Source organism: Nostoc parmelioides FACHB-3921 (assembly GCF_014696625.1).
In the GTDB taxonomy this organism is placed as follows: domain Bacteria; phylum Cyanobacteriota; class Cyanobacteriia; order Cyanobacteriales; family Nostocaceae; genus Trichormus; species Trichormus parmelioides.
In genome coordinates, this window is sequence record NZ_JACJQL010000018.1 from 1 (window position 1) to 21221 (window position 21221).

At 40.6% G+C, this 21221-nt stretch carries 16 protein-coding genes; 8 read left to right on the forward strand and 8 right to left on the reverse strand.

Annotated features, from left to right (window positions below):
* The first annotated feature begins 174 nt into the window (after nt 1-174).
* The gene (locus H6G14_RS14125; protein ID WP_338421194.1) at nt 175-1194 is read left to right on the forward strand and encodes a sensor histidine kinase; all 1020 of its coding nucleotides are present in this window, start codon (nt 175-177) and stop codon (nt 1192-1194) included.
* 538 nt (nt 1195-1732) lie between these two features.
* Entirely contained in the window at nt 1733-2059 is a 327-nt protein-coding gene (locus H6G14_RS14130) for an STAS domain-containing protein (RefSeq protein WP_190568012.1), read from the forward strand.
* Here the strand turns inward: H6G14_RS14130 and H6G14_RS14135 are convergent.
* Together H6G14_RS14135 and H6G14_RS14140 are read right to left on the reverse strand one after the other, a co-directional pair.
* Entirely contained in the window at nt 2056-3192 is a 1137-nt protein-coding gene (locus H6G14_RS14135; RefSeq protein ID WP_190568082.1) for a PP2C family protein-serine/threonine phosphatase, read from the reverse strand. The two genes, H6G14_RS14130 and H6G14_RS14135, sit on opposite strands and share 4 nt — an antisense overlap.
* Before the next feature lie 73 nt (nt 3193-3265).
* Entirely contained in the window at nt 3266-4033 is a 768-nt protein-coding gene (locus H6G14_RS14140; RefSeq protein ID WP_190568013.1) for a DUF1350 family protein, read from the reverse strand.
* Nucleotides 4034-4624: 591 nt separating this feature from the next.
* Here H6G14_RS14140 and H6G14_RS14145 point away from each other — a divergent pair.
* Entirely contained in the window at nt 4625-6460 is a 1836-nt protein-coding gene (locus H6G14_RS14145; protein ID WP_190568014.1) for a C2 family cysteine protease, read from the forward strand.
* A gap of 16 nt (nt 6461-6476) precedes the next feature.
* On the opposite strand, the gene H6G14_RS14150 is transcribed toward H6G14_RS14145, so the two are convergent.
* Nucleotides 6477-7202: a hypothetical protein gene (locus tag H6G14_RS14150; RefSeq protein ID WP_190568015.1), complete on the reverse strand. Its 726-nt coding sequence runs from the start codon at nt 7200-7202 to the stop codon at nt 6477-6479.
* A 275-nt stretch (nt 7203-7477) separates the two neighbouring features.
* On the opposite strand from H6G14_RS14150, the gene psb28 reads away from it, so the two are divergent.
* Nucleotides 7478-7846, forward strand: a complete 369-nt coding sequence (gene psb28, locus H6G14_RS14155) for a photosystem II reaction center protein Psb28 (RefSeq protein ID WP_190568016.1) — start codon at nt 7478-7480, stop codon at nt 7844-7846.
* A gap of 73 nt (nt 7847-7919) precedes the next feature.
* Here psb28 and H6G14_RS14160 read toward each other — a convergent pair whose 3' ends face one another.
* The gene (locus H6G14_RS14160; RefSeq protein ID WP_190568017.1) at nt 7920-8942 is read right to left on the reverse strand and encodes a tetratricopeptide repeat protein; all 1023 of its coding nucleotides are present in this window, start codon (nt 8940-8942) and stop codon (nt 7920-7922) included.
* 457 nt (nt 8943-9399) lie between these two features.
* Complete coding sequence (locus H6G14_RS14165) at nt 9400-10683, reverse strand: acetylornithine/succinylornithine family transaminase (protein WP_190568018.1); 1284 nt, start codon at nt 10681-10683, stop codon at nt 9400-9402.
* Nucleotides 10684-10833: 150 nt separating this feature from the next.
* Here H6G14_RS14165 and H6G14_RS14170 point away from each other — a divergent pair, with 150 nt between their 5' ends.
* Complete coding sequence (locus H6G14_RS14170) at nt 10834-11898, forward strand: potassium channel family protein (protein ID WP_277884316.1); 1065 nt, start codon at nt 10834-10836, stop codon at nt 11896-11898.
* A gap of 93 nt (nt 11899-11991) precedes the next feature.
* On the opposite strand, the gene H6G14_RS14175 is transcribed toward H6G14_RS14170, so the two are convergent.
* Together H6G14_RS14175 and H6G14_RS14180 are read right to left on the reverse strand one after the other, a co-directional pair.
* A complete protein-coding gene (locus tag H6G14_RS14175) occupies nt 11992-12909 on the reverse strand; it encodes a S1 RNA-binding domain-containing protein (RefSeq protein WP_010995252.1) in 918 nt (305 codons plus the stop codon).
* Between the two features lie 143 nt (nt 12910-13052).
* Nucleotides 13053-13799: a dienelactone hydrolase family protein gene (locus tag H6G14_RS14180; RefSeq protein WP_010995251.1), complete on the reverse strand. Its 747-nt coding sequence runs from the start codon at nt 13797-13799 to the stop codon at nt 13053-13055.
* A gap of 201 nt (nt 13800-14000) precedes the next feature.
* On the opposite strand from H6G14_RS14180, the gene H6G14_RS14185 reads away from it, so the two are divergent.
* Entirely contained in the window at nt 14001-14984 is a 984-nt protein-coding gene (locus H6G14_RS14185; RefSeq protein ID WP_011320433.1) for a GntR family transcriptional regulator, read from the forward strand.
* Between the two features lie 107 nt (nt 14985-15091).
* Here the strand turns inward: H6G14_RS14185 and H6G14_RS14190 are convergent, their stop codons facing one another.
* Nucleotides 15092-17674 (reverse strand): GAF domain-containing protein, encoded by a 2583-nt coding sequence (locus H6G14_RS14190; protein ID WP_190568019.1) that lies wholly within the window; start codon nt 17672-17674, stop codon nt 15092-15094.
* Between the two features lie 723 nt (nt 17675-18397).
* On the opposite strand from H6G14_RS14190, the gene H6G14_RS14195 reads away from it, so the two are divergent.
* Nucleotides 18398-18634 carry a hypothetical protein gene (locus H6G14_RS14195; protein WP_242053430.1) on the forward strand — a complete coding sequence of 79 codons (237 nt, stop codon included), beginning with the start codon at nt 18398-18400 and terminating at the stop codon, nt 18632-18634.
* 133 nt (nt 18635-18767) lie between these two features.
* Nucleotides 18768-21185, forward strand: a complete 2418-nt coding sequence (locus H6G14_RS14200; protein WP_190568020.1) for a two-partner secretion domain-containing protein — start codon at nt 18768-18770, stop codon at nt 21183-21185.
* The last annotated feature ends 36 nt before the right edge of the window (nt 21186-21221 follow it).

A 21221-nucleotide genomic window follows, 5' to 3' on the forward strand; every position in this document is an offset into this window, starting at 1 on the left:
TCCTGGGGATATAATTCTATTCTTTCTAGGGGACTTGTCATTATTTATACACACAATTATATTTTTCTGTTTATTTTCTCACAAAATTTATTTTAAAGATAGCTCTATTGTATCCAAAAAAAGTTTCCCGATGACCTAGATTTAGTTAACTTGAATGTGGAAAGCTATCTAGGCGTGCCAATTTTAGATCCTCAGGGTAAGCCTCTTGGACATATTGCTGGCTTACATACTAAACCATTAGAACACAGTTACGAAGAACAAGAAGCTATTTTAAAAATATTTGCTGCTCGATCCGCAGCAGAAATTGAACGCCAATTAGCAGAAACAGCACTTAAACAGCAAAATATTCACTTAGAACAAACTCTCAAAGAGCTGCATACAACCCAAATACAACTGATTCAGGCAGAAAGAATGTCTAGTTTAGGACATCTTGTCGCAGGTATTGCTCATGAGATCAATAATCCCATTGGATTTATTTATAGCAACATTACTCATACTAGAGAATGTATAAATATTCTTTTAGAACTGATTGCGGCATATCAATTAGAATATCCTCATCCTTCTATCTCCCTGCAACAAAAAATTAAAGAAGCCGATATAGATTTTTTGCAAAAAGATGTTACTAAAATGCTTAAATCTATGGAAACGGGAAGCGATCGCATTAGAGATATTGTCCTAAGTTTACGCAATTTTTCTCGCCTCGATGAATCAAGCAAAAAATTGATAGACCTGCATGAAGGGATAGAAAGTACTCTGCTAATTCTGCAACATCGATTGCAAGCTAATGAACTTTTACCACAAATCCAAGTAATTAAAGAATACCAGCAACTTCCTAAAATCAATTGCCATGCTAGCCAGATAAATCAGGTATTTATGAACATTTTGAATAATGCAATTGATGCCTTACGATCTGCCTCTAATACAATTACTCAGCCAATAATTGAAATTAAGACAGGAGTAATTTTTTCAGAAAATACAGTCAAAATTTCTATTAGTGATAATGGAATTGGTATAGATGAAATATCAATATCCCACATTTTTGATCCTTTTTTCACTACCAAATCCGTTGGCTCTGGTACTGGTTTAGGACTTTCTATTGCCTATCAAATTATAGTTAAGCAGCATCGTGGAAAATTAAACTGTATTTCTATCCCAGGACAAGGCACGAAATTTGAAATAGAAATACCTATTTAATACCTATTTAAAGGAAATAAGATTCAGCGACTAAGTAGAACAGGGTAAATAATTAAAGTTTTGTTGTGTACCCCTGCGCTTAAGTAAGCGTTTGGCTGATTGACTTCACGCCGAGGTTTACGCGCAGCTTCTGAGTACAACACGCTATGCGAACGAATTGCAGCTTAAATTACAATTTTGCAAAAATGATTAGCCAATTTCTCTAATCTATGTTGTGTGATAATATTGTTTGATGAATTTACGAAAAAATTAGTCTTTTGGGTACAAGATATACAAAATAATATTGAGGAATTAGGCTATCTTCATATCTCTTGCCTCAATCTTATATCTTGAATCAAGTTCATAATTATATGAAGATAAATTCAAAATCTAGATTTATTGATTGAGGTAAAATTGACTTGTTCTTTGGTTCCAAATCGAGTCTATAAGGAATAAGTAAGCCTCTTGAAGGGCATATGTTTCACTAAAATTGTGTGCATTGCTATATAATATTGGCAAATTTAGTACATCCTCTTACAGTAAATTGGTTAAGAACACTATGAATCAGCAAGTACAAGTTATTAAGCTCAGTGGAATTATCAATACGGCAAATTCACAGGAACTTCGAGAAGAGATTACCCATCTCCTGAATAGCGGCATAAAAATTGTTTTAGTTGATTGTCAGGATGTGATTTTTATGGATAGTTCCGCCTTGGGAGCATTAGTATTAGCTTTTAAAACATTGAGAGCAGCAGGGACAAAATTATTTCTCTGTTCAATTAATGAACAGGTAAGAATATTATTTGAATTAACTGGTATGGATAAGGTGTTTGAAATATTTAATAATCAAGATGAATTTAATCAAATTATACTGGCAAATAGTTAGTCAAACTTAACTTGTAAGATTGATAAATCATCTTCAAACGTATCTTTGGAGTTCAAGGCGATAAGACAATTTAAGACCTGATCCAGTTGATAATCTTCTTTATGATGTACGCTGGCGAGTATCTGAATGAAAGCATCTAAACTCCAAAGTTTGCCATCTGATTTAGTAATTTCGTAAGCGCCATCGCTGAAGATATACAAACTGCTCAACTTTTCGACATCGCAATACGCATCAACATATTGGGCTTCGGGAAACATACCAACGGGCATTCCTGGAGTTCTTAAAATTTGTACTTCCGTACTACCTGGGGATGTTCCAGATATCAAAATTGCAGGTGGATGACCAGCGCTAGCATAAGTTAGCTGTCGTTTGACGCGGTGATAAACACCATACCAGATAGTGAAGTATTTATCATTTTGATAATTCATCTGGAAGGTTTCATTCAGACTTTTCAGTACATCGCTCGGTTGATAATAATCGAGATTTTTCAGGGCGCGAGAACGCAGTAAATTAAGAACAGAAATTGAGGGGAGAGCAGCTTTTAATCCGTGTCCGGCTGTATCTAGTAGATATAGTGCCAAGCAATCGTCATCCAGCCAGTAATAATCAAAACAATCACCACCGAGTTGACGAGAAGGGATGAATCGAGAATTGATGCTGATGGGTTCATCTATGGGTTCTGGTAGAAGCGATCGCACATATTCGGCGGCTTCTGCTAGTTCTTCTTCTAGTAGCAGCTTTTGAGTCCGCAAATCTCGACTTAGTTGATGCAGTCGCAATCCGGCTCTAACCCTTGCTTGCAGTTCATTTTGTTCAATCGGCTTGGTGATAAAATCATCAGCACCAGCATCTAAACCTTTAACGCGATCGGCTACAGAATCCAAGGAGGTGAGCAAAATAAAAAAGGTCGTGGATAGATTCGGGTTTGTCTTGATGCGATGGCAAACCTCCAGACCATTTAAGCCAGGCATGATCCAATCACAAATAATTAGTGCTGGGCGACTAGTCAATGCTTGAGTAATTCCTTCTTCACCATTACTCGCAGTAACTATTTGATAACCCTGTTTTTGTAAAATTCTTTTTAATAATATTTGAATTGATGTATCATCATCAATTATCAAAATTTGGAACATAGTCATTGGTCATTGGTTATTGGTCATTAGTCGTGAGAGATATACTATAGTATTCCCTCATGCCTGTTGCGTCTTATGGTGGCGAAAGAGGATTTAACCACAAGAGGATGGCACGATTTAGCTGATTTAAGTCACGATAGACTTCTTGTTTGAACCACTGCCCTAACGCATCAAAGGGGGTGAATGATGACCCTGTTTGCCATTTGACATCTTGACCTAAAGGCGTAGTATGTGTTCCTGGTAAAGTCTGAGCTGTTACCATTTCTGGAAAGCGTGTTTGTAAAATTTTGGTTAAAGCTGCTGATTGATCCAGGTTATCGTTATTAAATTTGATTAATAAGTTGCGCCGGATATTATAACTTTCCTGCACGAGTTTGTTTGTTTCCAAGGGCGAGGGAGTAAATTCAATGGCCAAAGTAGTGTTGAACTGTTCCACTAAGGGTATAGCATCCTTAGCAGCATAGTTGTTGAAAGAGATTAAAATATTGCCTGCTCGTTCTACAGGGAAAAGACTGCCAATGAGTAAATGGAGTTTACACCCCATACTATGTCCGATTCCGTAGGTGGGTAAGTAAAGCTTGCGTAATGCCCCAGAGTCATGCAATCTTTCTATTGTGCGTTCAAAGTTCAATAGCACAGACTTAGCGATCGCAATATGATCCAATGTATTTACAAAGGGCGTGGCAATCACTACATACCCTTTATTACCCAACTGTTCCAGTAACCAACGATAAGTAAGATGGGGCGCAGTGGCAACAAACGCACCGCCCAAGAAATGAATGATCCCGACTGGATTGCGCGGAACCAGCACCCAATTACCTCTAATTTCTTTCCAATCCATCCCTGTAGGCGATCGCTTAATTTACACTTCTTTATGTTAGACCCTGGATTAGTCATTTTCCAACCAGAACCCCACCGGCAATTACCACAACAAGACTATGAATATTTCTCTCCTTACGTCCAATACTGCTTGGTTAAAAATCGGAAAATAAATTTCTAGCTTAAAGTTTAAATCTATTTACATGGCTTAAAAGATTGCCTAGTTAGCTAAAATTTACCTTAGCTATTAGTGCAGAATTTATGCTGGGGTGAGATTTTCAGCTTAATTAAGAAATATTTTCCACTACTTTTTGTAAATCTAGGTTAAATGAATAAAACCATACTTCAATATGAATGCAACATAAAGCTTAATACGCAACCGCCTTGAATTTAATTTTACTCAGTAATGAACAACTAAGTAAAGTTGATCTCTTCATAAAAAAAGCTTGCGAATTTACTTGCATTTAAAAAAAAAATTAAGCAAGTCTACGGTAGAACTTTATCCGGATAATACATGAATATTGGGTATAAGCACCCATAAAAAAATTGAAAACAATCATTTATTTTGTTGGGATTGCTAACTTTTTGCAATTTTAACTAAATAGGAACAGATATGATTTTCGATAATGCAGGGAATACATTAGGTAGTGCAAGAAGAGTTAACTTGACAACCACAACACAGACATTTACGGATTTCATAGGTTCCAGTGATGTCAATGATTTTTATAGTTTCAGTCTGAATATTCGTAGTAGTTTAAACCTGACTCTGAGCGGTTTAACGACAAATGCAGACATACAAATAATTCGAGATACCAATTCAAATGGAATTATCGATGGTACTAGCGAAATTATAGGTAGTTCCAATTTATTAGAAATAGCCAACGATTCAATCAGAACTACTTTAGATACAGGAAATTATTTTATTCGGATTTTCCCAGGAATTGGTTCTACGTTTAATGGCACAAACTATAATCTCAGTCTTTCAATTAATACTGCACCGAACTCATTAGCATTTACTATCGATAATCCCACCATTAATAACACAGGAAGCTTAAATATTAGTCGCGGTCAAGTTTTCGATGCTAATGGTGCTAGTGATATTTCTGTCATCGATTTTCAAATTTTTCAAAATGGGCTGTTAGTTAATTCTATTTCTAACGACGTTACACGCATCACGACAAATGCTAATGATAATCGCTGGGGAAGTTTCACACATAATTTATCCTTGGTTGGATTAAATCTAGCTGGTGGTAATTATACTCTTCGAGCTACTGCGTTGGATACATTCAGAAATTCCAGCCAAGTTGTTGAACGAATTTTCACAGTTCAAGCAGATTGGTTCAGTCAAAATCTGAAAGATCAACAAATGCTTACTCTAGTAAAAAACTTAGCTCAAGATGGTAATTTAAGTCGTAATGACATGATTACTATCTTTAGAGATACGAAAGATAATAGTGTGGTTGATGTAAATGAGTTATCTGACTTAAGAGTTATTATTAATAATTCTCCTCGTTTCACAATACAAGACCATGTGAGGATTTTGTCGAATAAAGTTGCCAATAGCGATATGGCAAATATAAATTCTGGTATTGGCAACTTATTTGCAGGGAGTAGCGCAGACCAGTTAGAAAAACTATTAGGCAAATGGTTTTTTGGTAGCGATCGCCCACAATTAACTTCTACTCAATTCACTTACCGGGAAGCCAGAGGCACTTTATTCCAAAACGGAATTAGTTATCAAGATGTTGATCAAGGAGCGATTGGTAATTGCTATTTTCTTGCTGGATTAGCCAATACTGCACTACGAACACCTAATGTTATCCAAAGTATGTTCATCGATAATGGTGATAATACTTTTACAGTTCGTTTTTATAATAATAAAGTTGCAGATTTTGTGACTGTAGATAAATTTTTAGCTACTCTGAATAACCTTAATAGTAATTACGTATCAGGTGGAAACATACCCTATGCAAAAATTGGTGGAAGGCATGATAACCCCAATACTGAATTGTGGGTGGCTTTAGCAGAAAAAGCTTACGCTCAAATTAACGAATCAGGGTGGACTCGTGGCCCTGCCAGTGGTCAGCGAAGGAACTCCTATCAAGCCATTGTAAGTGGTTATGCTGGACGTGCCTTAACCGACATTACAGGCAGTAGTACACAATATGATAATCTAGACAGTCTAGATATGAATGCGATAGTTACCGCATTTAATCAAGGACAAATGATTTGTTTTGCCTCTAGGAGTTCAACACAGGTTGCGACTAACGTTGTATCTAGCCATGCCTATGTTTTAGTAGGTTATAGCTCTTTCACACAAAGATTTAGGCTTTACAATCCTTGGGGAGTAAATGGAGGGTACGAAAACGGCATATTTAAAGATGGTTTCTTAGATTTGTCGTTTAATGATTTGCTCAGAAATTTTCTAGGTTGGGATAAAACAAGCTAAGAGCTTTTATCACATTTTATAGATTAGATTGACTTTGTAAGCTTTTCATTTCGTATTGCACATCTAAAGCAATTTGTAATGCCTCATTTAGTAACCTACCATGTTCAGTGGCTTGTTCCGTCACTTGCATTGCGGTTAGAGTGGCTAAATTATTTGTAAACAATTCTGTATTACTGAGAATAAAATTCTGATTTTCTCTTAATATTCTTTCTGTTCTTAAGGCTCTAATTAGATCGGATCTTGTCAGTTTCAGGGCATCGATAACTTTTTCTCTTTCCTTGATGCTTACTCCTGTATTCCCTGCATCTTCTATCTGGTCATTAATATCTATAGCTTTAATAACTGCATTGTATCTATCAACATCGTTTAAAAGTATTTCTAGAGAATTTGTCATATTTTTTCTCAGAATTTTTTGCTGGTTACGCCACCAGTAATATAAAAAAGTCTGTATACTAACACCACCTAACAAACTTAAAATTATTAATAATAACCAGGATGGCATCTCTATCCAGTTGGCAAATATTTTGATAAAAATATCAAATATTAAGTATGCAAAAATTAATACAGAAAAACTCAGAAAAATTACTGTAGCGCCTTCAGAGCCTTTAATCTGAGTTAAAATTCTTTTACAAATCTTTTTAAAAATGTTCCTGATAATAATTAATTCTGATTTCACAGGTAGATTAGTCAAATTTTCCAATTCTTTATGACTAATTTCTAAATCTTGTAAATCATTACGCACAGCTTTTCCCAGGTTGAGCAGAATAGTTATCTAGTCCAATATAACAACCTATTTTCAGGATTGCTGATGTGGTAGTCAGAGCGCAAGTTCCATGATAAACATAACAATAGACGATGAAAATCTAGGACTGGAAGGCAATGGGGAGGTAGAGACAGAAAAGCATTTTCATGTTTGGTGATGCAACTTGCTTCATCGGGACTGCCCTTTTCAGTGGGATCTATTAGGTTACGAACTGTTGTAAATTGTGGATATAACAATTAAATTTAGATCCACTCATGACATCTATCACCCCCTCAATTCAATTTTTTGCAGGTATTTTTGAAGAATTGAGTAATGTTAGTTTGCGGCGAGAAGTCCGTACTGGCAAACGCATCGTTATGATGAAGTTTAATCAACTCCAAGCAATAGAAGGATTCAACAGCTTTACTAAACAATCCTTGAATTCTCTATTATTAACCGATGAAGAAGGGGAAATAAGCGTCACCCCTTCTGCTACAAGATTTATTTTTGGGGGTGACGAAGGTGACGAATTACAAGGGGTAGAGTGCAAATTTGAAGTTGAGCGTGATGATCATTGGGAGCGATTCATGCGCTTTATGCACCGTTACGCCGAGGCTAATGGTATGGAATATGGAGAACGTTAGACTCTCATTATTTTGGAGGATCACGTTGGCTTCGGTGTTTCCTATAGATTCATCTGCTAATGAATTATGTTCCCTAAAGAGCATCCATGAATTGCTTTACTTTCTCAAAGATTGTTTGATCTGCAATTTTTTCTGCCAATTCTTGAGCGTTGCGATAACACAATAGAGCTAACTTTTTGCGTTTTGTAGTGACGTAAAGATTGCCCATATTCAACAAAACCGAAATTTCTCCGAGAGAATCTTCTAGTTCTTGGTAAATTACTAGTGCTTGTTTGTAGAATTTCAGTGCTTTGCGGTGACTGCTCAATTTAGAGTAGGTAAAGCCAATGTTGTTGAGCGTAGTGGCTTCGCCTGGGCGATCGCTCATGGACTGGCGTGTTAACAAAACTTGATGGTAGAGTAACAGGGCTTGTTTGGGTTGCCCTAAGTCTAGATAGATCGAAGCGATGTTGTTCAGAGTTATGGCTTGACCTGCTAAGTTCTTAACTGCTTTTTGAATAGGTAATGCTTGTTGGAGATAGTCTAGTGCTTTCTCAAACTCACCTAAAACACTGTAGGCGAATCCAATGCCATTGAGTGTGGTGGCTTCACCAGAAAAGTCTCCTAACAAACGCCGCATTCCTAAAATTTGATTTTGCAGCAAGAGCGATCGCTTGGGTTCACCCAATCTGATGTAAATTAGCGCCATATCATTGAGGGTGGAAACTTCTCCTTGAGTATCTTGTAACTCTCTGAATATTTGCGCGGCTTTCTCAAAATACTCTAGGGACTGGGTAAGTTTACCGAGACGACTGCAAGTAGAACCTAGATTACTTAAAGCTGTGGCTTCTGCTTGGATATTACCAATCTCTACAGCTACAGCTAGGGCCTGATGGAAACAATCTAATGCTTTTTGCGGTTGCCAACACCCAAGATATGCTAAACCAATATCGTTCAATGTATGACCTTCTTTAGCTCGGTCTGGAATTGCTCTAGCTAACTGTAAATTTTCTGTTACTAAGTCAAGATATTCTGAAAATTTTCCCTGCTTGTAGTAGGTATTAGCTTCGTTACGGCGTTCTTCCCAAACGTTGACTCGATTGCAAGATTGCGTCATTTGACCTCAGTTGTACCGCATATAAATTGGCAGGTTACTCTTGAGCAGATAGAACCTTCCTCAGGTTGCCCAACTTTAAGTTAACCTTTATTTTCTACCTTTAGATACAAGACGTAAAGAGATCAAGATGGTATGGTATCGGGATTATTCAAGCAATAATCAGATATTGAGTGAGCAAAGTATATCTTTATTAGCGATTATGTTCTATTTTTAAAATTGCATCTAGCTGAAGTAGTAAAGATATAGCTGTTGACGGATGACAGTTGACGGTTAACGGACTTAAAAGCCTTGTGTCGTCAGCTTTTGCTCCTAGCTTGATGTCCTAATCTATCTGACTACGGCTATATTTTATAAAAATAAGCCGCCGATTCCAGTAGATGAACACAGACATTTATCAGCGTTCATTGGTGTGTATCGGCGGTGATTATTTTCGCTATTTTTGCCAGCAGTCTATGATTTACGCTGTCACAGTTGCTAATGCTTTTTCCAGTAATTTTAAAGCGGTGTTGATTTCTGCCTCTGTGACAATTAATGGTGGTACAAAGCGGACGACCTTTGGCCCGGCTGGTACTAACAATAAGCCCTCGTTGATAGCAGCCTTGACGACATCAGCAGCAGTTAATGGAATATCTGCGGCTAATTCCAGACCGTTAATTAAACCCCAGCCGCGAACTTCAGTTAGATGATGGGGATATTTAGCAGCGATCGCTCTTAAGCCACTCCTTAATTGTTCCCCTCTATCTTGCACATTCTGCAAAATATTCTCCCTTTCCAAGGTCTGACACACAGCCAACGCTACACCACAAGCAAAGGGATTACCACCAAAGGTGCTGGCGTGTTCTCCTGGTTGGAAGACATCGCAGAATTTCTTACTCATCATCGCCCCAATGGGGATACCACCACCCAAACCTTTGGCGCTGGTGAAAATGTCTGGTTCTACACCCAGGTATTCATAACCCCACAATTTACCACTGCGTCCCATCCCGACCTGCACTTCATCGAACATCAACAAAATGCCGGTGTCATCACAAATTTGCCGCAGCTTTTGGAAGTATTCCACATCACCAGGACGAACACCGCCTTCCCCTTGTAATGGTTCGATGAGAATTGCCGCTACTCGGTAATCTCCCTCGTCTAACTCGCTAATAGCTGCTTCTACCGCACTGATATCGTTGTAATTTACATAGTGAAATCCGGGTACTAGGGGGTCAAAATATTTTTGATACTTTGCTTGCCCAGTAGCGGTAATAGTTGCCAATGTCCGTCCGTGGAAACTGGCATTGGCGGTGAGAATAATAGGCTTTTCTATGTCTAAAACTGTATGGGCATATTTACGAGCCAGTTTAATAGCGGCTTCGTTGGCTTCAGCACCAGAATTACAGAAAAATACCCGATCAGCGCAGGAGTTTTGAATAATCCATTGGGCTAATTCACCTTGTTCGGGAATGTAGTACAAATTAGATACATGGTGCAGCTTTTGGATTTGGCGCGTTACGGCTTCTACCATAGCTGGGTGGGCGTGTCCTAGTGTACAAGTGGCAATCCCCGCCACAAAGTCTAGGTATTCTCTGCCCTGGGTATCCCATACTCGGCAACCTGCACCTCGTTCTAAGGCGAGGGGAAAGCGTCCGTATGTGGACATAACAGATGCGTCAAAGCTATCTGTAGTAAAGGGGCTAGATGCAGCAGAACCTGACTCTGGGGGGTTCGTGGCTTGCTCAATGAGAGTTTGTAGGCTCACTAACGCTCCTCCTGCGGATTTTTGATTGTATACTTACTTACTAGTTTCCTAGAGTTTCTTAAAAATAAATTTTTATTTATTGTGTTTCTTACTTTCTCTTGAGCTTAACATTATATATCCTCAAACCTGTGGCAATAGTGGAAAATAATTTTGTATTCAACTCTTGAACAGAAATACCAACGCATCCAAAAAGAGTTAATGGCCGGGGCGATCGCGCTGTGTGGTGTATTAATTCTCGGTACTTTGTGGTATCGGTTTGTTGAGGGTTGGTCATGGGAAGATGCAGCTTACATGACAGTTATTACCTTAGCCACCGTAGGATATGGCGAAACCAACCCCCTTGGTAGTCGTGGACGCTTATTTACTATTGCCTTAATTTTGTTGGGTGTAATCAATCTTGGTTACATTGTCAACAGGTTTACAGAAGCAGTTATTCAGGGTTACTTTCAACAAGGTATTCGGCTCAGACAACAGAGGCGCTTAATGGAATCCTTATCAGAACACTACATCATTTGTGGATTCAGTCGGACTGGTCGCCAAATTGCCAAGGAATTTCGGGCGGAAGGTGTAACATTTGTGGTGATTGATTCTGATGCTGATTCGATAGAAAGAGCGCAGGCCGAGGGGCATACAGCATTTCAAGGAGATGCCACACTGGATGATACTTTATTGAGAGTTGGGATTGAAAGGGCAATTTGTTTAGTTGCGGCTCTCCCTTCTGATGCAGAAAATTTATACACAGTTTTATCAGCAAAAACGCTGAATCCCCGAATTAGAGCGATCGCACGAGCCAGCACCGAAGAAGCTCTGCAAAAATTACAAAGAGGCGGTGCAGATGCCGTCATTTCCCCATATATCACGGGTGGTAAGCGGATGGCAGCCGCCGCCCTCAGACCGCAAGTATTAGACTTTGTAGACGGGATTCTCACAGGTGCAGACCGTCAACTTTACATGGAAGAATTTTTACTCGACCCGGCCTTATGTCCCTTCGTCGGTCAAACCTTGCAAAAAGCCAAACTGCGATCGCAAAGTGGGGCATTAGTCCTGGCTATTCGTCGTCTAGATGGTATGCTGATCGGCGGCCCCACAGGAGATACGGTGTTAATGCCGGGAGACACCCTGATTTGCATGGGTACAGCCGACCAACTACGCACCCTCAACCAAATTCTCGGCCCAATCGGTTCTCAGCAATTGCGTAAACCCAAGAATATTTAAAAGGGTGTGAGGGTGTGAGGGTGTAAGGAAAAGAAAGATTTACCCCTACACCCCTACACCCCTACACCCCTACACCCCTATACCCCTATACCCCTATACCCCCACACCCCCTTCATTCATTTTATTAGCAGCTCTGTTAGCCCGTGCTTCGGCTGAAGCCATGACTTCCTCGAAATTTTCTAACACTTCACCAGGGAAGTTTTCTAAGGCTCTGGTAGAAATAGCCACTCGACCTTTACCTTGATCCAAGTCGATAACTATAGCTTTAATTGTTTGACCAGGTTGAAAGACTTTTTCTAGAGATTCGATGAATTTTTGGCTAACTTGTTTGATATGTAACAAGGCGCTGAGACCATTTAAATCAACAAACACACCAAAAGGTTTAATTCCAGTTATTTTACCTTCTACTAGTTGACCAATTTCTAACTGATTGAAGTTACTAGAACGAGTTACCAAACGCTGGGAAAGGACGAGTTTTTTGTTATTGCGGTCTACTTCTAAAAAGCCAGCCGTGAGAGTATGACCTTTAAGGGCTTCTAAATTATCACGCTCTGTGAGGTGCGATCGCGGAATAAATCCCCGCAAGCTTTGAACATCAACAGTGACACCACCTTTATTCACACCTGTCACCTTCACATCCACCGGCTGGGAATTTTCCTTCATTTGCGCCAGTTTTTCCCAGATATGATTTATTTCTAACTGCCGTCGAGAAAGAGTTACTTGACCTTCTGCATCCTGTTCACGGATGATAATAAACTCAAGCTCCTCATGCAACGGCAGGACTGCCGCTAAATCGTTAACTGCCCTCAAAGAAGCCTCATCGCGGGGGATATAAGCTGACGACTTGCCACCAATATCAACATAAGCGCCATCAGGATCAAGTTGGAAAACCTTGCCGTAAACAACTTGCCCCTTTTGGAACTGGTAGTCGTGATTTTCTAGTGCTTTGGCAAAGTCGTCCATTGTGAAAGACGAGTTGGCTTTTTGAGATAGTTTCGATTCGGAATTCATGACTATTGAAATTGAATTGTTGTTATTTTATTAGAAACCAAGGGAATTGATAATTCGTAATACCCTACGGTAAGCAAGCTACGTAATTCTTAATGAACAAGGCTCCGCTTAAGGTGGTGGTATGGGAATTGGAGTCTTTAAACCTATGTTGTTAACACAGTCTTAAATAGTTGTTGCACCTGCTCCCAAGCATCAGCTGCTGCTTGAGGATTATAGCTGGCACGACGGTCACAGAAAAATCCGTGATCAGCTCCATCGTAGCGGAACACACGATGAGAAATGTTGTATTTTTCTAACTCTGTCTCGATTTGGTCTATTTGCTCTGGGGGAATACTGGCATCTTCCGTACCAAAAAAGCCATATAGTGTGCCTTTGATTTCTGGTGTACGGGTGACAGTAGGATTCCCGCCGCCAAATGTACGAGTAGCAATTCCCGCACCGTAAAAGGAGGCAGTCGCTTTGATATCTGGTAAAGTGGCAGCAAGATAGGCTACATGACCCCCAAAGCAGAAGCCAATACAACCAAAGCCATTTTGTTTCACTTGGGGGAGAGTTTTCAGATAATCTATAGCTGCTTGAATATCGTTTAGTAACTCTGATGCTTTGGTTTGCATCGCGTAACCTCTACCAACTTCAATATCTTGGGGTGTGTATCCAGTTTCAAAGCCTGGTGCTTGACGTTGGAATAGCGCCGGAGCGATCGCCACATACCCTAACTTAGCAATCCGTTCGGTTACGTCCCGAATATGACCGTTAACGCCAAAAATCTCCTGTAAAACTACAACTCCTGGGTAGGAACCTGGTGCTTGTGGCTGCGCTAAGTACGCAGCTATTTGTAGACTGTCTTGCGAAAGGTTAACGGTTTCTGTGGCAACTACTTGCTCAGTCATAATAATTTTTACCCGCGTTGTGTGGTGAATTTCTCTAATTATTTGATATAACTAGGCTACTTCTATGAAAATATCAACTACCAATAGTCACCACATAAGAAATTTAAACCCGAAAATACCCAACATAAAATCGCCAAAATGTTTGGGTTCTTGGTTGTTCTTCATGTTGAATTTTGAATTGCTTATTCAGGAGTTTGGGTGATGATTCAATTCCGTATTCAGCCAGATAGTGAGATTCCCGCATCAACCCAACTATTTAACCAACTCAGGTTTGCGATCGCTTCTCGGCAATATCCACCTGCATACAAATTGCCTAGCACTAGGGCTTTGGCAATGCAAACGGGGTTACATCGCAATACTATTAGTAAAGTCTATCGTCAGTTAGAGGAAGACGGTTTTGTCGAAAGTTTAGCAGGCTCAGGAATTTATGTCCGCGCTCAAGGTCATGAAGGCGGTAGTAGGTTACAATCGCCCATCCTCACACAACATCCTGAAGCATCAAAAGTTTTACAACAAGCACTTGATGAATTACTAGGACAAGGCTACTCACTCAGTCAAGCAAGAGAAATCTTTTTGGCAGAAATTGACTGGCGCTTGCGTTGTAGTGCGCGGGTACTGGTAGCATCCCCCACTCAAGATATGGGTGTGGGGGAGTTAATGGCTTATGAGTTAGAAGAAGAACTAGAAATTCCCGTGCAGATAGTGGCGATAGATGAGTTAGCCGCCGTGCTGGATAAAACCACCTCAGCCACAGTTGTTACCAGTCGCTATTTTATCAACGATGTGGAAGCGATCGCCGCCCCTAAAGCTATCCGTGTCATCCCTCTAGATATCTACGACTACAACAAAGAAATCAACCTGCTGAAAAACCTACCCAAAGATAACTGTGTAGGAATAGTCAGCCTCAGTTCGGGAATTGGTCGCCAAGCAGAAGTCATCCTCCACGGTTTGCGGGGTGACGAGTTATTAGTCATGACCACCCAACCAAAAGATAATTACAAAATGCAGGCGATCGTCAAGCGCGCCGAAGTGATTATCTGTGACCAAGCCTGTTATGCAACCGTGCAAGCCGCAGTCCAAGCCGCCTCCGAAGACATCATCCGTCCACCAAAATTAATTAAAGTAGATAATTACATCGGTGCAAACTCAATTAATTTACTCAAACGAGAACTAGGATTAGGGTGAAGAGTGGAGGTGAGGGAGTGGATACGCAAAACTTAGGACTGATGTAACTTAGTCCTAATTTTTGAATTTTGAATTTTGAATTTTGAATTTTGAATTTTGAATTGATATCACTTCTCCTGAAACGTCCACACCCCTTCATCCCATTCTGAATCTGTTGGTGGCGTTTGTAGCCAATGCTGACAGCGTAGCAGGTGCAACATCGCTGCTTTGTCATGTTTATCAACGGCTAAAACATTGGCAAATTCGGCTCTTGCTAGGGGAAACTGGCGGTTTAAGTAATATTCCCGTCCCCTGTGATAATGCTCAATTACCTGCAATTTCTCACTAGGGATGGGATCAGAACGTAAACCAACTAACTCATATATAGATACTGGCTCATTTCTGCCTTTAACACGGATGAAATCTAGTTCTCTAGCCCAAATATGTTCTTGGCATGGTTTAAAAGTATTATCGCTCAGGATAATGTCGCAACCATACTGCTTACTCACACTTTCTAAGCGGGAACCCAGATTTACACCATCACCAATGGCTGTAAATTCCATACGTTTACTAGAGCCAATATTACCGCTAATTACGGTGTCGGAATTGATGCCGATACCAATGTTGATGCGGGGTTTATTGGCTGCATAACGTTTTTGATTAAATTCCTGTAAGCGATGGCGCATTTCTATAGATGTTTTCACAGCCATCCAAGCGTGTTCTTCCAGGGGCAAAGGAGAACCAAACACTGCCATGATGGCATCACCGATGTATTTATCCAGAGTGCCTTTATGTTTGAATACAGCCTCTACCATCGACTCAAAATATTCATTAAGCATACTTACCACTTCTTCTGCTTCCAGATTTTCCGTCAAAGTAGTGTAGCCGCGAATATCAGAAAAGAGGATGGAAACTTCCTTGCGATCGCCTCCCAGTTTAGCATCATCCAATTTTAGTAATTCTTCGGCTAATTCCTGGGTCATGTAACGATACATCGTACTCTTGAGGCGTTTCTCATCGCTAATATCTTCCATCACCACCAACGCGCCGCAGACTTGCTGGGGATCGCTAGCATCAGCAATGGTATTAATCGATAAGTTAATGCTGTGTTGTGCTGTGTCAGTGCTTACAAGTGTGCGGTCAGGATAATATTGCTGGCGGCGTTTGAGGTCTGTACCGTGTAAAGCATCTCCGCACCATTTACTAAAATCGCCTTCTTTAATAGCGATCGCCTCACTTATGAGTTTACCTTCCAAACGGTCTTCTGATTCCAATCCCAACAAACGTTGGGCGCTTTCGTTCGCCGCAATAATTGTCCCGGCTTTATCTGTGGAAATCACACCATTAGAAAGACTCCGCAGAATATCCCGTTGCATTTGCTCTTGTTGCTTGACTGTGGCGAACAACTGAGCATTTTGTAACGCCACCCCGGCTTGGATATTAAAAGCTTCCATGAATTCTTCGTCGTTGCGGTCAAAACTCGCTTGGAAGCATTCGGGCGCTATCGGCCATGTGTCTGGATTATAGGACGGGAACTCTCCAGTTTTCTTTTTATTTACCAATTGGGTCACACCAATTAATTCTTGGTCGCCGTTAAATACAGGCATACATAATAAACTACAGGTGCGGTAGCCATTTTGTTGGTCGATTTGTTTGGCAGTTTCCGAGTCTGGATGGTCGTATAAATCAAAAGGGATGTTGAGTTTTTGACCGGATGCGGCGACTATCCCCGCAAAACCTTTACCTATGGGAACGCGCAATTCCCTAGTAGAACCATTATCTTGTGTAATTTTCGTCCATAATTCGTGGCGATCGCGGTCTATCAGCCATAAGGTACTGCGATCGGCATTCATGAGTTCCTTGGCTTCATCCATCACCCGTTTCAGGGTATCTTCCAAATCCAGACTACTCTGGCTCAGGGACTTCACAGCCTTCATCATCGCCGCCGCCGCCCTTTGTTTTTGCGTCGCTATATAAAAGGAGCGTGAAGACTCCAAAATCAAGCGAATCGACGGTGCAAATTCTTGGAATAACTGCTCATCAGCACTGGTAAACCCTTTAGTATCAATCCGTTCTGCCAGTAGTGCATCAGGAGAACTATAAGGTTTTAATTTGTTGAGTAACTGTACCACCGCTACTAATCGCCCTTGCTCACTCAAGAGCGGTAAAGCCAGCATGGTATATGTGCGGTAGCCAGTGATTTTCTCTTGTTTTTGGGCAAATATCGACCGAGGATCGTGATAAAAGTCAAAGGGTATATTAACCACTTGTTTAAAAGTAGCGACTTCACCGGCAATCCCCTTATCGGCGGGGATGCGAATTTCTAGGGAGCGATCGCCTTCTCCGGCGGCGACAATCGACCACAATTCTTGTTTTTCTTCATCTAGCAAAAATATAGTCGTCCGATCTGCCCCCAACAATTCCCCTGTTTTTAAGGTAATCGACTGCAACATCTCTTGCAGGATATTTTCAAACCCGTGAGAATCCAACATCGACAGGGTTTGATGCACAATTTGGAGTTTTTGCTCGACTTCTGTAACAACTTGTTTAAAAGTATCCTGAGTTAAGGGAGCAAGAAATGTAGAAATAGTACCTTTTCTGCGGGCTAGTGTGCCGACAGGAGCCGAAGTTGCTGGCAAGTTTTGCTCTTGGTTTTGCGTACCCAGGATCAAATCGCCAGTCTCCCCAAAATTACGCTGTTGCAATGACATAGGTAATTTTTGATATAGCAGGATTAAGACTTTTAAGAATTTATTTAAGTGTTGCTAAAAGCAACGAGCGATAGACATTACACACAGTGTAATCTGTAGTTCAGCCAGCGTCATCCTGCTCTATTCCTGGTTTAGCCTAATTTATAGTTCTCATCCACAAACTACAGAAGTCAAAGCAAAATGGTATAGACAATCACCCGGAGGCGATTATTAAGTTAATACTTATACCAAAATATTAAGCTATTACTTGCTTGACCGACTCTACTCATAGGGGTAGTGTATAAACTATAGTTCCCAATTTTGTAGGTCAGGCAACACTTTTCAGGAAAAAATATTAACCTCTCATCCCTCTGTCTATTCCCTTTTTCATATTTGGTGGTGTAAGAAGCTTATAGAAACGGCCTACTGCTAAAAAATTGTGAAATTACTGCATAAAACTGGAAAACGTTACTGATAAGTACACAGATGGATTAGTTTTTTCAGAACTTCCAGATAAAGAATATCCCTATATAGGGTACGTCAGTCAGATAAAATCTCGAAATATCAAGAAGTTATTCGTATTGACGCACTCTACTAAAAGCTATTTTGGGATAATTTATTTTTTGTGTTCCCTTACTTAACAGTTGTATTTTCCATAACTTGTGATGAAGTTTTTGTGACTTGGTTACAACGCTTCTGCCTTGTCGGATTCAATTCTATGTTTTGCAAGGGGGGTACATCAATATGACAGCTTACACATTAAGACAAGCTAATTCTTGGTTCAACATTGGCGCAATATTAAAGTTGGGAACTATATTCGCCATTCATGATGGTGACGATAGACCAATCAGCCCCGATCCAAAGGACATTGCAGATGAATTTGACGAAATATTTAACCCATCAGCAAAGCCGAAAAAAAAGGTGATTAATCCGGATGCTGATCCGTCCACATCTCCCGCAATAGACCCTGATTCTGAATAAGAAATGTCTTTGTGAGGAGGTAGGGGGAATAGTGGGAATCTTTCGGTAATTTTTTACCTTGCTTCCCCCTCTCTCATTTCCCCGTCCCCCTCCCTATTTTTCAGCTAGTAAAGACACTAAATAATTAACTGAAATGACTCAAAACGGCAAAGGTAGTTCATGGCAATTGAACTTAGCAATTTCCCTAACATCTGTTGGTGTTATAGGCACAAGTATCGCTTATTCTGTTGCTCAAAGTGCCTTTGCTCAAAGTGTCATTATTCCTGATCAAACCTTAGGTAATGAAAGGTCTCAGGTGAGTGAAAACTACAATAATAATCCCACCGAAGCAGTTACAGGAGGATCAGTTCGGGGTAATAACCTATTCCATAGTTTCCAAGAATTTAACGTTCATGAAGGACGTTCAACACTGTTCGTAGCTCCCAACAGTAGCATCCAGAATATTTTTGTCAGAGTTACAGGTAATAATCGCTCTGATATTTTCGGCAAGCTAGAGACTTCTGGTACCAATGCTAATTTGTTTGTGATTAATCCCAATGGAATTTTTTTTGGGCCAAATGCCAGACTGAATATAGGTGGCTCTTTCGTGGCGAGTACGGCTAGTGGGATTCAGTTTGGCGATCGCACCATTTTTAGCGCTACTTCTCCCCAACCTTTACTGACAATGAATGTACCTATAGGACTGCAATTTGGGAGAACAGGGGGAGAGATAAATGTGCAAGGGGAATTAGCAGTTCCCACAGGCAAAACATTGGCCTTAGTCGGTGGAAATGTAACTCTGGATGGTGGTAACGTTGGCTTTCTCCAGCGTAGGACTATCAAGGCGGAAAGTGGCCAAATCGCTATAGGGGGAATACTAGGAGTAGGTACAGTAGGAATAAATTTGAATGCTAATAACGACATCAATAACCCAATTTTAAGTTTTTCTGATGATGTAGCATTAGGTAACGTATTCCTCCAAAATCAAGCCAGAGTAGATGTCAGTGGTCAGGGTGCTGGCTATATCGAGATTCAAGGTAAGCAGATTGGACTCTCTCGTGCATCGCAAGTGGTAGCAGATACAGAGGGTAGTCAAAGTAGTCGCGGAATTTTTATCCAGGCAAAAAACTTAACCCTGGCAGACGGCTCACAGGTAACAGCATCCGTAACTGGTGCTGAGTCTACCGCTTCTGGGGGCAATGTCACAGTCAAGGCAAGTGATTCTGTACGAGTGGCTGGAATAGTCCCCAATGGACTAGAAAATGCAGGTTTTAATACTGGGCTGTTTACTCTAACTCTCGGTAAAGGCCCTGGAGGAAATTTGACAATTGAAGCGGGTAGGTTAATTGTTGAGGATGGAGGCAACATATCAGCTAGTACCAGAGGAAATGATATTCGGAGTGTTGGCGGCACAGTCAAAATAACTGCATCAGAGTTTGTCAAACTCAGAGGCAATACAAAGGATTCTAGAGAACGTCCCAGTGGTGTGTTTGCTCAAACTTCCGGCGCTGGGAATGCAGGCTCCTTAATAATTGATACTCCAGTTTTGTTTGTCCAAAATAGTGCAGTCATATCAGCTACAACTCTGGCAAATAGTCAAGGTAATGGGGGAAATATTACAATAAAAGCCTCTGATTTTATAGAAATAAGCGGAAGTTCGCCAATTCGTCAATTCACTAGTGGCTTGTTTGCTCGCAGTCGAGGTAGTGGCAATGCCGGTTCCATATTAATTACTACAGGTCAACTTAATATGGGCGATCGCTCTACAGTCACAGTGGACGCTTTAGGTACAGGGAATGCTGGCAAAATAGAAATTAATGCCCGCGAAATTCGCCTTGATGGTAAAGCAAATTTGAATGCTACAACTCGCTCAGGTAATGGTGGCGATCTCAATTTGCAAATTGATCGGCAGCTATTGTTAGGCGGTAATAGCCTAATTTCTACTACAGCAGGTACTACAAGCGGCAGTGGTAATGGCGGTAATATAAATATTAATATGCCCAATGGCTTTATCGTTGCCGTTCCTGGTGAAGATAGCAACATTACAGCTAATGCTTTTCAAGGCCAAGGTGGTAACGTTAGCATCAATGCTTTTAGCGTTTTTGGCATAGAGTTTCGAGAAAAAGATAGCCCACTTACCAACGACATCACAGCCAGTTCTGAATTCGGGCTAAACGGTACAGTCGAAATAGATACCCCAGAAGTTCAACCCGACCAAGGACTAATTAATTTACCAACACAACCCGTTGAACCTCAGCTAGCCCAAGTCTGTCAAGGAGTTGCAGGACGAAATCAAGACAGTTTTACTATCACTGGACGAGGTGGTTTGCCAAATAACCCTAATGAACTCCTTTATTCTGATGCTGTCCTTACAGATTGGGTAGCTGTGAGTAATCTAGAAAACATCCCCAATACTCCTATCACCAAAAGCATCTCTACTCCAACCCAAACTAATATTGCGGAAGCTACAGGATGGGTAATCAGCCCTCAAGGTGAAGTTGTTCTCACTGTGAATACACCTAATACAAAATCCCCTGATTCTTGGCAAAAAACTAGTGCTTGTAATTCGTAATTACTATTATTGCGTTGCGTTTGGCAGGAAAGGCTT